This is a genomic window from Streptomyces sp. NPDC003077 (assembly GCF_040611095.1).
Taxonomy (GTDB): Bacteria; Actinomycetota; Actinomycetes; order Streptomycetales; family Streptomycetaceae; genus Streptomyces.
The window spans coordinates 18,962-32,795 of sequence record NZ_JBEXNM010000015.1 but is presented as its reverse complement, the minus strand read 5'-3'; the positions used below and the strand labels follow the sequence as shown (position 1 = coordinate 32,795).

12 protein-coding genes and 1 tRNA gene are annotated in these 13,834 nt (G+C 71.3%); 6 read left to right on the top strand and 7 right to left on the bottom strand.

Features of this window, described 5'->3' with window-relative positions:
• Window positions 1–196: 196 nt before the first annotated feature.
• Window positions 197–1,555, bottom strand: coding sequence for a HAMP domain-containing sensor histidine kinase (locus ABZX96_RS13220; protein WP_355542595.1), 1,359 nt, complete (start codon window positions 1,553–1,555; stop codon window positions 197–199).
• Window positions 1,555–2,088 carry a hypothetical protein gene (locus ABZX96_RS13215; RefSeq protein ID WP_355542592.1) on the bottom strand — a complete coding sequence of 178 codons (534 nt, stop codon included), beginning with the start codon at window positions 2,086–2,088 and terminating at the stop codon, window positions 1,555–1,557. Before ABZX96_RS13215 ends, ABZX96_RS13220 begins: the two co-directional genes overlap by 1 nt.
• Window positions 2,089–3,015: 927 nt before the next feature.
• Here ABZX96_RS13215 and ABZX96_RS13210 point away from each other — a divergent pair.
• The 4 genes from ABZX96_RS13210 to ABZX96_RS13195 all read left to right on the top strand — a co-directional run bounded on the left by ABZX96_RS13210 (window position 3,016) and on the right by ABZX96_RS13195 (window position 6,273).
• Window positions 3,016–4,539: an MFS transporter gene (locus ABZX96_RS13210; protein WP_355542859.1), complete on the top strand. Its 1,524-nt coding sequence runs from the start codon at window positions 3,016–3,018 to the stop codon at window positions 4,537–4,539.
• Window positions 4,540–4,786: 247 nt separating this feature from the next.
• The gene (locus ABZX96_RS13205; protein WP_355542589.1) at window positions 4,787–5,461 is read left to right on the top strand and encodes an HNH endonuclease signature motif containing protein; all 675 of its coding nucleotides are present in this window, start codon (window positions 4,787–4,789) and stop codon (window positions 5,459–5,461) included.
• Window positions 5,458–6,183, top strand: coding sequence for an HNH endonuclease signature motif containing protein (locus ABZX96_RS13200; protein WP_355542586.1), 726 nt, complete (start codon window positions 5,458–5,460; stop codon window positions 6,181–6,183). The genes ABZX96_RS13205 and ABZX96_RS13200 overlap by 4 nt, the downstream gene beginning before the upstream one ends.
• 6 nt (window positions 6,184–6,189) lie before the next feature.
• Window positions 6,190–6,273, top strand: a tRNA-Leu gene (locus ABZX96_RS13195).
• A 68-nt stretch (window positions 6,274–6,341) separates the two neighbouring features.
• Here ABZX96_RS13195 and rdgB read toward each other — a convergent pair.
• From rdgB to ABZX96_RS13175, 4 genes are all read right to left on the bottom strand, one after another.
• Window positions 6,342–6,944, bottom strand: a complete 603-nt coding sequence (gene rdgB / locus ABZX96_RS13190; RefSeq protein ID WP_355542583.1) for an RdgB/HAM1 family non-canonical purine NTP pyrophosphatase — start codon at window positions 6,942–6,944, stop codon at window positions 6,342–6,344.
• Between the two features lie 310 nt (window positions 6,945–7,254).
• Window positions 7,255–7,401 carry an SCO1431 family membrane protein gene (locus ABZX96_RS13185; protein WP_355542580.1) on the bottom strand — a complete coding sequence of 49 codons (147 nt, stop codon included), beginning with the start codon at window positions 7,399–7,401 and terminating at the stop codon, window positions 7,255–7,257.
• 167 nt (window positions 7,402–7,568) lie between these two features.
• Complete coding sequence (gene rph, locus ABZX96_RS13180; protein ID WP_355542577.1) at window positions 7,569–8,300, bottom strand: ribonuclease PH; 732 nt, start codon at window positions 8,298–8,300, stop codon at window positions 7,569–7,571.
• 294 nt (window positions 8,301–8,594) lie between these two features.
• A complete protein-coding gene (locus tag ABZX96_RS13175; RefSeq protein ID WP_355542574.1) occupies window positions 8,595–8,834 on the bottom strand; it encodes a PTS glucose/sucrose transporter subunit IIB in 240 nt (79 codons plus the stop codon).
• Window positions 8,835–9,241: 407 nt separating this feature from the next.
• Between ABZX96_RS13175 and ABZX96_RS13170 the strand changes: the two genes are divergently transcribed.
• Together ABZX96_RS13170 and ABZX96_RS13165 are read left to right on the top strand one after the other, a co-directional pair.
• Window positions 9,242–10,576 (top strand): PTS transporter subunit EIIC, encoded by a 1,335-nt coding sequence (locus ABZX96_RS13170; RefSeq protein ID WP_355542571.1) that lies wholly within the window; start codon window positions 9,242–9,244, stop codon window positions 10,574–10,576.
• Window positions 10,577–11,033: 457 nt separating this feature from the next.
• Entirely contained in the window at window positions 11,034–12,305 is a 1,272-nt protein-coding gene (locus tag ABZX96_RS13165) for a PTS transporter subunit EIIC (protein WP_355542569.1), read from the top strand.
• A 151-nt stretch (window positions 12,306–12,456) separates the two neighbouring features.
• Here the strand turns inward: ABZX96_RS13165 and ABZX96_RS13160 are convergent, their stop codons facing one another.
• Complete coding sequence (locus ABZX96_RS13160) at window positions 12,457–13,209, bottom strand: MBL fold metallo-hydrolase (protein WP_355542566.1); 753 nt, start codon at window positions 13,207–13,209, stop codon at window positions 12,457–12,459.
• Between the last annotated feature and the right edge of the window lie 625 nt (window positions 13,210–13,834).

The following is a 13,834-nucleotide window of genomic DNA, read 5'->3' as shown; positions in this document are numbered from 1 at the left end:
GGGGCCCCTGCCCGCCGTGCCGTGCGTCGCCCGACCGGTCCGGGCGCCCCCGCTGGATCGGCAACCTCTTACCTGGTCGGCGCCCTGCCCGGGCTGCGTCCCTTACCCGTACCTGGTCGGCGCCCTGGCTCAGGCCGCGTCCCTCACCTGATCGGCGCCCTGGCCCGGGCCGCGTCCCCGGCCCGGTCGGCACCGCTCACCCGCTCGGCGCCCCCGCCCGGTCGGCACCACTCACCTGACCGGCACCCCCGGCCTCGTCCACCGCCCCCGCGCCGGCCTCGGGCTCCGCCGTCTCCGGGTCGTGCGGCAGTTCCAGGACAGCCTCGGCGCCGCCGTTCTCCGCGGTGCCGAACACCAGACGGGCGCCCAGCACCTGCGTCTGCCCGACCGCGATCGTCAGCCCCAGCCCGTGGCCCGTGCCCCGTTCCGGAGCGGCCGTGCGGAAGCGCCGGGGCCCTTCCGCGCGCAGGTCTTCCGGGAAACCCGGGCCGTGGTCCCGCACCGCGATCCGCGCGCCGCGGACCACCACCTCCACCGGGGGCGCGCCGTGCTTGGCCGCGTTGGCGAGCAGGTTCACCAGCACCCGCTCCACCCGTCGGCGGTCGGTCCGGACGATCAGCGGCTCGCCCTCCACCGTCACCCTCACCGGCGGCCCGGCGGGCTGCCGCGCGGCCCCCTGCTGCCGCTCGGCCCGCGCGACGATGCCGCGGACCAGCGACGGCAGCTCGCAGGCGTCCAGGTCCGCCCGTTCCACGCCCGCGTCCAGCCGGGAGATCTCCAGCAGGTCCTCCACCAGCCGCCGCAGCGTCTGCGCCCGGTCCTGGACGAGTTCCACGGCGCGCTGCTGCGGCAGCAGCTCCGCCGCCGCGACCAGCCCGGCCACCGGGGTGCGCAGTTCGTGGGCCACGTCCGCGGTGAACTCCCGCTCGGCGGCCACCCGCGCCGCCAGCGACGTCGCCATGTGGTGCACGCTGCGGCCCAGCTCGGCCACCTCGTCCCGGCCGCCCCCGGCCAGCCCGTCCGCGTCCGGTGGCGCGCCCGCCGCGATCCGGCGGGCCGCCGCCGCGCTGTGCCGCAGCCGCCGCGACAGCCGCTGCGCGACGAACCACGACACCACCGCCATCAGCGCCACCGTGCCGCACCCGGCGATCAGCAGCGCGCGGTCCAGCGCCACCCGCGCCGGGTCGTCGTCCCGGTACGCCGCCGACACCGACAGCGTCCGCCCCGCGGCTCCCGGCAGCCCCCGGCCGTCCACCCCCGTGGCGGCCCACACCCGGGGGTCGTCACCGCCGCTGAGGTACGTGCCCGCCCGGCCGCTCAGCGCCGCCGCGCGCAGCGGACGCGGCAGCGCCTCGTCGTCGAGATGCGCGCCCAGCGCCAGCGTGCCGTCCCGCTCGTAGATCTGCAGCGCCGCGCTGAGCCGGTCGTCCTGGAAGGAACGCGCCGAGCGCTCGCGCTCCGCGTCGGCGATGTGGTGCACGGCGAAGCCGAGGACCACCACGGCCAGCGCCGTGATGCACGAAATGGCCAGCGCGATACGGCCCCGGATGCCCATCACGCGAGGGTGTACGTCTCCGTCTGCTCCCCGAGTGGCGTGGAGCCCTCGTAGCTGACCTCAAGCCCGGTGAACGCCCGGGCCCCGTCCACCGTCCTGGGCCCGTACAGCCGGAACGTCGCCGGGTAACCGGCGTCCGCACCCGCACCCGCCGCGGTCTTCACCACTTGCACCACACCCTTGCCCTCGGCTTCCTTGACGCCGTACCGCTCCCAGGTCAGCCCGGTCGCCACCATGCCCGCGTCCGCGCAGGTCAACGTGATGACCTTGGGCCTGACCTCCGGCCGGCCGAACCCGCAGTCACGCACGCCCGGCAGCCCCTCCGAGGGGGCGGGCGTGGCGACGCGGCCCGGCGCGCCCTCCCGGACCGCCGCGGTCTTCGGCGCGGCACCCACCGTCGACGCCCGGTCGGCGGCCCGGCTGAACCACACCCCGCCCACCGCGAGCGCGGCGATCACGACGAGCACCGTCAGGGCGGTACGCGGGCGCGTCCTGCGGGAACGTTCGCCGGCGGGACGTCCGCGCTCGGTCATCGACTTCTCCTTCCGGTGCGGCGGCCTGCGCCGGCGGCCGTCGGCTCACGACGTCGGCGTGCGCGCACCCCACCAAGGGAACTGTGGCAAACCACGCCCCCGCACGACGAATCCCGTGCCGGAAAGGCGTAGTACGTCCGGGCCGACGGCGCCGTACGGCACGTCCGGGCGACGGTGGAACGCGACCGCGTACGCACTCCGCCGCAGCCGCACAGCGTCCGGGCGTCCCGGACGTCCCGGGCGTCCCGGACGACACCGAAGCGCGGCCGAGCCTCGCCGAAGCGCCGCGCGTACGGGCGCGCCGCGACGCGCGGCGTCCGAGCGACGCCAAGGCGCCGGCCACCGAGGGTTGCCCGACGGCCCCGGCCCCGCGGCGCGTCCGATGGCCGGCTCACCGTCCGGGACGCCTCGTGCCCGCGCGGTCACCACGCAGATCCGACGGCGACACTCTGTCGCGTCCGGAACACAGTCGCATTGCCCCGATGCCGCGAAGACCGCGCGGCTGCGTACCAGTCCTGTAACAGCGCGCGAACGGCGGGCGGGGACCACTGCCGGCGCCCCGCGGCGGAGTCGCACGGGCCTTGAGCTCGCCACCCCGGCGGCGCCGACTCCGCCCCTGCCGTCTTCGGCCCCCGCTCAGACCGCCGACGCCCCACACACCCCTACGCCCATCCGTCCACACATCGACATACCGGCATAGCGATATGTCGTCCCTCCACACCGCGACATACCCCCACATGCTCCGCCCTGGGCGATTCGCGGGCCGCGCCCCGCCCCGCACCAAGTGCGTAGTGACGTATGTCGCCTTCCGTGACCTGTGGGGTTTGAGCCGCCCGCCACTGCGCAGGCGCACCTGTCGTACGCCCCAGGGCCGCGCAGTGCGCGTGCCGAACCACCGAGAGGACGCGACTCGTGCCGACCGGAAGCATGGAAGCCGACACCCCGACGGAGCGGGACCCGGCCGCGCTCAGACGCCACCGCCACCTCTTCAAGGTCGTGGCCCGGCGCCGGAACCCCCGCCTGCGCCGCACCGACATCACCGTGACGGACGAGAAGACCGTCAAGCGCGCGGTGAAGGCAGCCTCGCTCGGCAACGCCATGGAGTGGTTCGACTTCGGGATCTACAGCTACCTCGCGGTCACCATCGGCAAGGTCTTCTTCCCCGGCGGCGACTCCACCACCAGCCTGCTGTCCTCCTTCGCGACCTTCGCCGTGGCCTTCCTCGTCCGTCCGCTGGGCGGCGCGTTCTTCGGACCGCTCGGCGACCGGCTGGGCCGGAAGAAGATCCTCGCGCTGACGATGATCATGATGGCGCTCGGCACCCTGGGCATCGGGCTCATCCCCGCGTACGCCACCATCGGCATCTGGTCCCCGATCCTGCTGATCGTCCTGCGGATGGTGCAGGGCTTCTCCACCGGCGGCGAATACGGCGGCGCGGCCACCTTCATCGCCGAATACGCCCCCGACAAGAAGCGCGGCTTCTTCGGCAGCTTCCTGGAAGTGGGCACACTCGCCGGCTACACCGGCGCCGCGGGCCTCGTCCTCGTCCTGAACACCTGGCTCGGCGACGCGGCCATGATCGACTGGGGCTGGCGCATCCCCTTCCTGGTGGCCGGCCCGCTCGGACTCGTCGGCCTCTACCTGCGACTGAAGCTGGACGAGACCCCCGCCTTCCAGAAACTGGAGACCGCCCAGACCCACGCCCCGGAAGGCTCCGGCACGGACACCGAGGCGGAGTTCTCCCACCTCTCGGAGAACGCCCCCCGCAAGAAGCTCGGCGAGATCTTCACCCGGCACTGGCCGACGCTGCTCCTGTGCATCGCCCTGGCCGGCGCGTACGGCGTCGTGGACTACATGCTGCTGTCCTACATGCCGACCTACCTCTCGGACGCCCTGGGGTACAGCGAATCGCACGGGCTGCTGCTCCTGCTGGGCACCATGGTGGTGCTGATGCTGCTCATCAGCTCGGTCGGCCGCCTCAACGACCGGTACGGCCGCAAGCCGCTCCTGATGACCGGCATGCTCGGCTTCCTGCTGCTCTCCGCCCCCGCGTTCCTGCTGGTCAAGCAGGGCAGCCTGGTCGCGGTGATCGCCGGGATGCTCATCCTCGGCCTGTCGCTGGTCTGCCTCCTGGGCACCATGTCCGCCACCCTCCCCGCCCTCTTCCCGACGAGCGTCCGCTACGGCTCGCTGTCCATCGGCTACAACCTGGCGACCTCCATCTTCGGCGGCACCACCCCGCTCGCGATCACCGCCCTGATCAACGCGACCGGCGGCAACGACATGGTCCCGGCGTACTACACGATGGGCGCCGCCCTGATCGGCGTCATCGCCATCGCCTGCATGAAGGAAACCGCCCGCCAGCCCCTGGAGGGCTCGCCCCCGTCGGTCGCCACGGTGGAGGAGGCCGCGGAGATCGTGACGTCGCGGGTGCCGGGGCCGCGGTTTTGAGGGGGCGCGGTTTTGAGGTGCTGCGGCTTTGAGGAGGCCGCGGTTGCGAGGAGGGTCTGCGTCTTGGTCGGCTGGGGTTCGGCCTCGGGACGTTCCGGTGCGTTTCCCCGTCCGGCGTAACCCGGGCGTTCGTCGGTCGTTGATGAGTTCGAGATCGTCGTCACCACGGCGGTCCCCAGCGGCCACGACGCGCACCGCCGCCGAAGGGGCAGGCGCCCGGCAGGGGCGGGGGGATGGGGGGAATGGGATGCGGGTCAGTCCGTACACACGAGAGCGACTCGCCAAGGCCGCGGAGACCTCGCGGACGCTCTCGGAGGCGCTGGAAAAACTCGGCGTGGACCCCGGAAGCCCTTCACGGCGCTATCTCCGCGCGCGCATGAAAGCCATGGGTGTCGAGACGTCCCACTTCGAGCGCGAGGGGACGCGGTGGAGCCGGGAGACGCTCGAAGCGGCTGTCACCGCGTCGTCGAACTGGCGACAGGTACTGCGCCATCTGGGCCTCCCCGTCACCGGCGGTCAGCAGACGCACATCGGTCGCCGCGTCCGGGCGCTCGGAATCGACACCGCGCATTTCTCCGGGCCGTACGCCACCGGCCAGGCCGCAGGCGCGCGCCGCTCCCGTGCACGGGGACAGACGCTGCTGACGAACGACCCGACTCGCGATGTCCGAGTACCGGGCGCACGACTGAGGCAGGCGATGCTGGAGCTCGGCGTTCGGGAGGAATGCGCGCGGTGCGGTACCGCCCCTTGGTGGCGGGGGCGTCCGCTTCCCCTGGAGACCGATCACATCGACGGCGACTGGCGCAACAACGAGCCCGGCAATCTCCGCCTCCTGTGCCCGAACTGCCACTCCGCCACCGACACCTACCGGGGCCGTGGCAAACGCGGACGTCCCATTCGCACCCCGGGGCGCCCACGGTGAACGGCGACCAGCGCTACACCCGCGAGCGCCTGGCCGCGGCGGCGGCCACCTGCGGCGACATCAGGGAGGTCATCGCATTCCTCGGCACCCACCCCTACGGGAAACTCGACCGTTACCTTCTCCGTCGTTTCGAGCACTTCGGCATCGACATCTCGCACTTTCGCAGTGTCCAGTCCCGACGGACGACACCACGTCCCGCGAAGAAGACCCTGTGTGACGCCGTCGCCACATCCGTTTCCCTCGCCGCCACGCTGCGGAAGCTGGAATGGCCGGACAGCCACCACGCCCGGACGCTGCTCCGCCAGCGCATAGCGGAGGACGGGTTGGACACGTCCCACTTTCTCGGCCAGGCACACCAGCGGGGAAAACCCGGCACGGCACCCCGCAAGCCCGCTGCCGCGGTGCTGGTCCTCGGCCCGGTCCACAAGCGGACGAGGACCGTGGCGCTGCGCCGGGCTCTCGAAGCCATCGGCAGGCCGGAAAAGTGCGCCGAGTGCGGCACGGGTCCCGAATGGCACGGACGACCGCTGACGCTGGAAGTCGACCACGTCAACGGCGAGCGGCACGACAACAGGCCCGAAAACCTTCGCCTGCTGTGCCCCAATTGTCACGCCGTGACCACCACTTGGTGCCGGGGAGGGAGCACCGGAAAAGTCCGCCGCACCCCCACCGCGGACGCCACCCACCTGCCCCGGCAGCCACCGACCGGGTACCATGATTAGCGACTTGCGGCCGTTGCTGAATAGGTATAAGCGAGGGTTTTAGGTGCCCTTGGGAGAAATCCCATGTGGGTTCGAGTCCCACCGGCCGCACTGACCTGGAAAACGAAGGGCCCGGCTCGTGAGATCACGAGCCGGGCCCTTCCAGGTCGATCCCCCGATCACCCCAGCAATTCCCGCACCACCGGCGCCAGCGCCCGGAACGCCTTGCCGCGGTGGCTGATGGCGTTCTTCTCGTCGGCGGTCAGTTCGGCGCAGGTGCGGGTTTCGCCGAGCGGCTGGAGGATCGGGTCGTAGCCGAAGCCGCCCTCGCCGGCGGGGGCGCGGCGCAGGGTGCCCTCCAGCTTGCCCTCGACCACGCGCTCGGTGCCGTCGGGCAGGGCGAGCGCCGCCGCGCAGGCGAAGTGGGCCGCGCGGTGTTCGTCACCGATGTCGGAGAGCTGGGCGAGCAGCAGGTCCAGGTTGGCGCGGTCGTCGCCGTGCCGGCCGGCCCACCGGGCGGAGAAGATGCCGGGCGCGCCGCCGAGCACGTCCACGCACAGACCGGAGTCGTCGGCGACGGCCGGGTGACCGGTGGCCTGGGCCAGGGCGTGCGCCTTCAGGAGCGCGTTCTCGGCGAAGGTGACGCCGGTCTCCTTGACGTCGGGGACCTCGGGGTAGGCGTCGGCCCCGACCAGCTCGACGTCGAGGTCGGCGGCGGCGAGGATGGCGCGGAGTTCGGTGACTTTGCCGGCGTTACGGGTGGCGAGGATCAGGCGTTTCATGGAGCACGATTATCCCGGCGAGCACGCCCGCGCCCGATTCGGCACCACCCGGCCTGCTCCGGTCCCACCCGGCCGATTCCGGCACCACCCGGCCGATTTCGGCACTGCCTGGGCCTGCTCCGGTGTCACCCGGCCGATAGGCCGACAGGCCGACACCGCCCCCCATCCGGTTCCGGCCCCGCTCGGCCCGGCCTCGTCAGCCCCGGCCCGGCAGCCACCGACCGCGACCAGCCGCCCGGACAGCCCGGACAGCCCACGTCACCGACCCATCACCGGATCCACCGGGCCACCAGATCCACCGGCCACCAGGTCACATCAACCCCGTCTGGGTCAGCAGCATGGCCAGGACGACCACGAAGGCCCAGCCGAGGACGTGCTCCAGCAGGTTGCGGTCGCCCTTGGGGCCGCCCGTGCTGGCGCGGGGAGCGGTGGCGGCGGAAGCAGCAGAAGTGGACATGAACCCCACCATGCGCGTCGCCCCGCCGCATTCCTAGAGACGCAGATCCCACGAGAAAAACGTCACAAGGTACGCACAAGGGACGGGTGACGACAGCACAAGGGCGGGGCGGAAGCCCACGGCTCCCGCCCCGCCCCGACGCACATCCGCTCGGCGGCGGGAACCCCTTACAGCTCCCCCGCCAGCGCCGCCCGCTGGGCCGCGTCGAGGCCGCCGCAGCCCGCGACGGCGAGGTCGAGCAGGGAGTTCAGTTCCTCGCGGGCGAAGGGCTCGGCCTCGGCGGTGCCCTGGACCTCGACGAAGCGGCCGTCGCCGGTGCAGACCACGTTCATGTCGGTGTCGGCGCGCACGTCCTCCTCGTAGCAGAGGTCCAGCATCGGGACCCCGCCGACGATGCCGACGCTGACGGCCGAGACGGTGCCGGTCAGCGGCTGCCGGTTGGCCTTGATGATCTTCTTGCGCTGGGCCCAGGCCACCGCGTCGGCCAGCGCGACGTACGCGCCGGTGATGGCGGCGGTGCGGGTGCCGCCGTCGGCCTGGAGGACATCGCAGTCCAGGACGACGGTGTTCTCGCCGAGGGCCTTGTAGTCGATCACGGCGCGCAGCGAGCGGCCGATCAGGCGGGAGATCTCGTGCGTGCGGCCACCGATCTTGCCGCGGACGGACTCCCGGTCGCCGCGGGTGTTGGTCGCGCGGGGGAGCATCGCGTACTCGGCGGTGACCCAGCCCTCGCCGCTGCCCTTGCGCCAGCGCGGGACGCCTTCGGTGACGGAGGCGGTGCACAGGACCTTGGTGTCACCGAAGGCGATGAGGACGGAGCCTTCGGCGTGCTTGCTCCATCCCCGCTCGATGGTGACGGGACGGAGCTGGTCGGGGGTACGGCCATCGATACGAGACATGGTCCCGACCTTATCGGCAATGCCGCGGCCCCCGTCCCCACGCGTACGCCCGTACGGAGCGGGCCCCACCCGTGGAGAAGCCCCCCCACCCACCGAACCCCACCCACGGAGAAGCCCCACACGCAGCCCCCACGCACCGAACCCCGCCCCCGCACCCCCACGCCCACACCAAGCCGCGGAAAATACGGCGGTACGGGCGGGCGGCGCGGGAGCGGGGCCCGGGATGCGCGTCGCGCACGCGGCTCTCCGAAGGTGAGGGCCGGGCGGGCGCGCGTACGGCTCAGTGGCCGTCTGTCACATCATGTCTTCGATCTCGGAGGCGATCGGGTCCGCGTCGGTGCCGATGACGACCTGGACGGCGGTGCCCATCTTCACGACGCCGTGCGCGCCGGCGGCCTTCAGGGCGGCCTCGTCGACCAGGGAGGGGTCGCTGACCTCGGTGCGGAGGCGGGTGATGCAGCCCTCGACCTCTTCGATGTTGTCGAGGCCACCGAGCCCGGCGACGATCTTCTCAGCCTTGCTGGCCATGTCCACTCCTGCTATGTCTCGGCCGCCGGCGGTCCCGCCGAGCGGTGATCACACCGTAACGCACGTTTAGCCCAGTTACTCGGGCAGATGTCCGCTATCTGGCGAATGATGGCGACCACCCGGCAGCACGTGTTCCGGGGCCCGAAATCGCACCACAAGTGGTCTACACCACCAGTATGCGACAACCGCCGGGGGAACCGTCATCAGGACGCCGGAACGGCCCACCGACCCGGGCAACTCCCCCACGCCCCGGGCAGACCGCCCCCGTCCGCCTCACAAACCACCGCGGGCCCACCCGCCCCGTCCCCACAGGCCACGGAGACACTCCGGCCCCACCCGGCAGCCACCACTCCCCCACCCCACCCGACCCCCACACCACGGCGGCCCCTGGACCGGTCGCCGGGAGGACGCAGATGAGTTCGAACGCGGCGGCGCCCAAGAAGAAGGCGGCGCCCCAGAAGAACCAGAAGAAATGGACCTCCACCCTCTTCCAGGGTCTGCAGAAGATGGGGCGCAGCCTCCAGCTCCCCATCGCCGTGCTGCCCGCCGCGGGCATCCTGAACCGGCTCGGCCAGCCCGACGTGTTCGGCTCGGACGGCCTGGGCTGGGACAACGTCGCCAAGGTGTTCGCGGGCGCGGGCGGCGCGCTGCTGGACTCCTCCCTGGGGCTGCCGCTGCTGTTCTGCATCGGTGTGGCGATCGGCATGGCGAAGAAGGCGGACGGTTCCACGGCGCTGGCGGCGGTGGTCGGCTTCCTCGTCTACTACTCGGTGCTGCACCAGTTCCCGGTGGACTGCCCCTCCGGGGCGAAGTTCGCGGCGGCGGGGCTGTGGAGCGGGGTGTGCGTGGCGCCGGGCGGGACCGCGCCGGCCGCGTTCCAGAATCCGGGGGTGTTCGGCGGGATCGTCATGGGGCTGTTCTCCGCCTGGCTGTGGCAGCGCTTCCACCGGGTGAGGCTGGTGGACTGGCTGGGCTTCTTCAACGGGCGCCGGTTGGTGCCGATCATCATGGCGTTCGTGGGCCTGGCCTTCGCGGCGCTGTGCCTGTGGATCTGGCCGCCGATCGGTGACGCGCTGACGAGCTTCAGCAAGTGGCTGACGAGCCTGGGCTCGTGGGGCGCCGGCATTTTCGGCGTGGCGAACCGGGGACTGCTGGTGATCGGACTGCACCAGTTCCTGAACACCTTCATGTGGTTCCAGTTCGGGGACTACACGAAGCCGGACGGAACGATGGTCCATGGGGACATCAACCGGTTCCTGTCGGGCGACCCGCACGCCGGGCAGTTCCTCACCGGGTTCTTCCCGATCATGATGTTCGCCCTGCCGGCCGCGGCGCTGGCGATCGCGCACACCGCCCGGCCGCACCGCCGCAAGGAGGTCGGCGGCATGATGCTCTCGGTGGGCCTGACCTCGTTCGTCACGGGTGTGACCGAGCCGATCGAGTACTCGTTCCTGTTCATCGCGCCGCTGCTGTACGGAATCCACATCGTGATGACGGGTGTGTCCATGGCGGTGACCTGGGCGCTGGGGGTGAAGGACGGTTTCAGTTTCTCCGCCGGACTGATCGACTACGTGATCAACTGGAGCCTGGCCACCAAACCGTGGTTGATCATTCCGATCGGCCTGTGCTTCGCGGTCGTGTACTACGCGCTGTTCCGCTTCGTGATCACGAAGTTCGATCTCCAGACACCCGGCCGGGAACCGGAAGAGATCGAGGAAGCCGAACGGGAGAAGCAGGGTTCGAAGTGACCGTTCGGTAACTCCGACGAGAACCACTTCCCACCTCCCGAGAACCACTTCCCGCCTCCGGAGAACCCCTACCCGAGAAACCGGGAACCGCCCCCACCGACCCGCGAAAACCACGCCGCCCCGCTCCCGGAAACCCCATCGGCCCCCTCACGGGAAACCCCGCCCGAGCACCCCGGGAACGGCATCACGCACCCCCACCGCGACCCGAAACTAAATGATCCACACCCCCGGCGAACAGGGCCGAACAGCCCAGTGATCAAGCCTCGCGAACAGGGTCGAACGGTCCCCGGAACCAAGCACCCGGGGGCCGTTTCCCATGTGTCCCACACCACTTGGAACAATGGATTCCTTTATGTCATGGCGACATGCTAAGAATGGTCTAAACCACCAAGTGGTGTAGACCAGACCAGCGGGCCTCCGCCCTTCTCCGAGAGCCCGCCTCACCAGGAGGAATCCGATGAGTTCGGCCACCGCTGCGGCGGCTCCCGACAAGAAGAGCCGCGGCTCCGGCGCGATGGCAGTCGCCCAGCGCATCGGCCGCAGCCTCATGCTGCCCATCGCCACCCTGCCCGCCGCGGCGCTGATGGTCCGTCTGGGCCAGGCGGACATGCTGGGCCGGGAGAACTTCCCCGCGTTCCTGAACAAGATCGCCGAGTTCATGCTCGCGGGCGGCAACGCGCTGCTGGACAACATGGCCATGCTCTTCGCGGTGGGCATCGCCATCGGCTTCGCCAAGAAGTCGGACGGCTCCACCGGTCTCGCCGCCGTGGTCGGCTACCTGGTGTTCAAGCAGGTGCTCAGCACCTTCACGGACGACAGCATGGCCAAGGTCCAGAAGATCGTCGACGGCAAGATAGTCGAGGCCGCCCCGCCGGTGAACGCGGGCGTCCTCGGCGGTGTCGTCATGGGCATCGTCGTCGCCCTCCTCTACCAGCGCTACAGCCGCAAGAAGCTGCCCGAGTGGCTGGGCTTCTTCGGTGGCCGCCGCCTGGTCCCGATCCTGTCGGCGTTCGCCGGTCTGATCATCGGCATCATCTTCGGCTACATCTGGCCGGTGCTCGGCTCGATCCTGCACAACTTCGGCGAGTGGCTGGTCGGCTCGGGCGCCGTGGGCGCCGGCATCTTCGGTGTCGCCAACCGCGCGCTGATCCCGGTCGGCATGCACCACCTGCTGAACTCCTTCCCCTGGCTCCAGGCCGGTGACTACAACGGCAAGCACGGTGACATCGCGCGCTTCCTGGCGGGCGACCCGACCGCGGGCCAGTTCATGACCGGCTTCTTCCCGATCATGATGTGGGCGCTGCCCGCCGCCTGCCTGGCGATCGTCCACTGCGCCCGCCCCGAGCGCCGCAAGGTCGTCGGCGGCATGATGTTCTCCATCGCGCTCACCGCCTTCATCACCGGCGTGACCGAGCCGATCGAGTTCACCTTCATGTTCATCGCCCCGGTGCTGTACGCGGTCCACGCGGTGCTCACCGGTGTCTCCCTGGCCCTGACCTGGGCGCTCGGCATGAAGGACGGCTTCGGCTTCTCGGCCGGCGGCATCGACTTCCTGCTGAACCTGGGCATCGCGACCAAGCCGTGGATGCTGCTGCTGGTGGGCCTGTGCTTCGCCGCGCTGTACTACGTGATCTTCCGGTTCGCGATCACCAAGTTCAACATCCCGACCCCGGGCCGCGAGTCCGAGGAAGAGATCGCCGAGGAGGAGAAGGCCCAGTTCAAGGGCTGATCCCTCCGGTCCCCCGGCCGTCCGGGGGAGCGCCGAGGCCCCTGGTCACCGCCCGTGCGGTGACCAGGGGCCTTCGTCGTAGTGGGGACGCGAGACGGGCCGCCGGCCGTCCGGGAACCAGGCCCCGCGGCGGGTCCGCGCCCCTCCACCCTCAGATCTCGTACACCGCCCCCGCCTTCGCGACCTCCACCGGCCCGTCGAAGACCTCCTGGGCGTCGCGCAGGTTGATGCCGGGATCGGTCCACGGCGGGATGTGGGTGAGGACCAGCCGCCCCACCCCCGCGCGCTCGGCGCACTCGCCGGCTTCCCGCCCGTTGAGGTGCAGGTCGGGGATGTCCTCCTTGCCGTGCGTGAAGGAGGCCTCGCACAGGAAGAAGTCGGTGTCCTCGGCCAGCGCGTCCAGCGCGTCGCAGGTGCCGGTGTCACCGGAGTACGTCAGCGTCTTGCCGCCGTGCTCGATGCGGAAGCCGAACGCCTCCACCGGGTGGCTCACCAGTTCCGTACGGACGGTGAACGGGCCGATGGAGAAGGTGCCGGGGGTCAGCGTGCGGAAGTCGAAGACCTCGCTCATCGCGCGCTCGGTCGGCAGGTCCGCGTGCGCGGCGGTCAACCGCCGCTCGGTGCCGGCCGGTCCGTACACCGGCATCGGGGCGCAGCGTCCGCCGTCCGGCCGGTAGTAGCGGACGACGAAGTAGCCGCAGAGGTCGATGCAGTGGTCGGCGTGCAGGTGGGACAGGAGAACGGCGTCGAGGTCGTAGAGACCGCAGTGGCGCTGCAGCTCGCCCAGGGCACCGTTGCCCATGTCGAGCAGCAGCCTGAAGCCGTCGGCCTCCAGGAGGTAGCTCGAACAGGCCGATTCCGTGGACGGGAACGACCCCGAGCATCCGACGACAGTGAGCTTCATACGGGCGTGAACCTCCGTGGGCGGGCTGGTCGGCGGGTCCATGCGGGGGGTGGCGGACGGACGGGACCTCGGGACCGCGGGTGCGGGTCGGGGACTGCGGGTTGACGTGGTTAACGGACGGGCCTTGCGGGTTACGGCAGGGAGCCGCGGAGGCGACAGGGCGTCCCTGCCCGGTCCTCGCGGACTCCCGTCCCCAGGGTCCGTCGGGCGGGTCCGGGGTGCCGCCCCGGTGGCCCCAGGAGGGTTTCCTGACGGGTCGCCGGGGGGTCGTGCGGTGCCCTGAGCGTAAGGCGCAAAAGGGCTGGTGGCCCCTCCGGCGGGGCGAGCTGTGGGCGGAATCACCAGTCCGAGTGGGGCCCCGGACACAGCGAGAGGGCGCACCCGTCAACGGGTGCGCCCTCTTGTGCTCCGATCCGCCGTCAGCGCGCGGCAACCGGCTTGCCGCCGTCGGCGTCGGTGGTCCGTCGGGCCGGGAGCCAAGGCCCGAAGCGCAGGCCGAAGGCCGCGCCTCCGTCACAGATCCGAAGGCCGGGCCCCAAGCTCAGTCCGACGTTCAGGCCCAGAGCTCAGGCCGAAGACCGGGCCCCAAGCTCAGACCCCAAGCCAAAGCCCCGGCCTCGGGCCT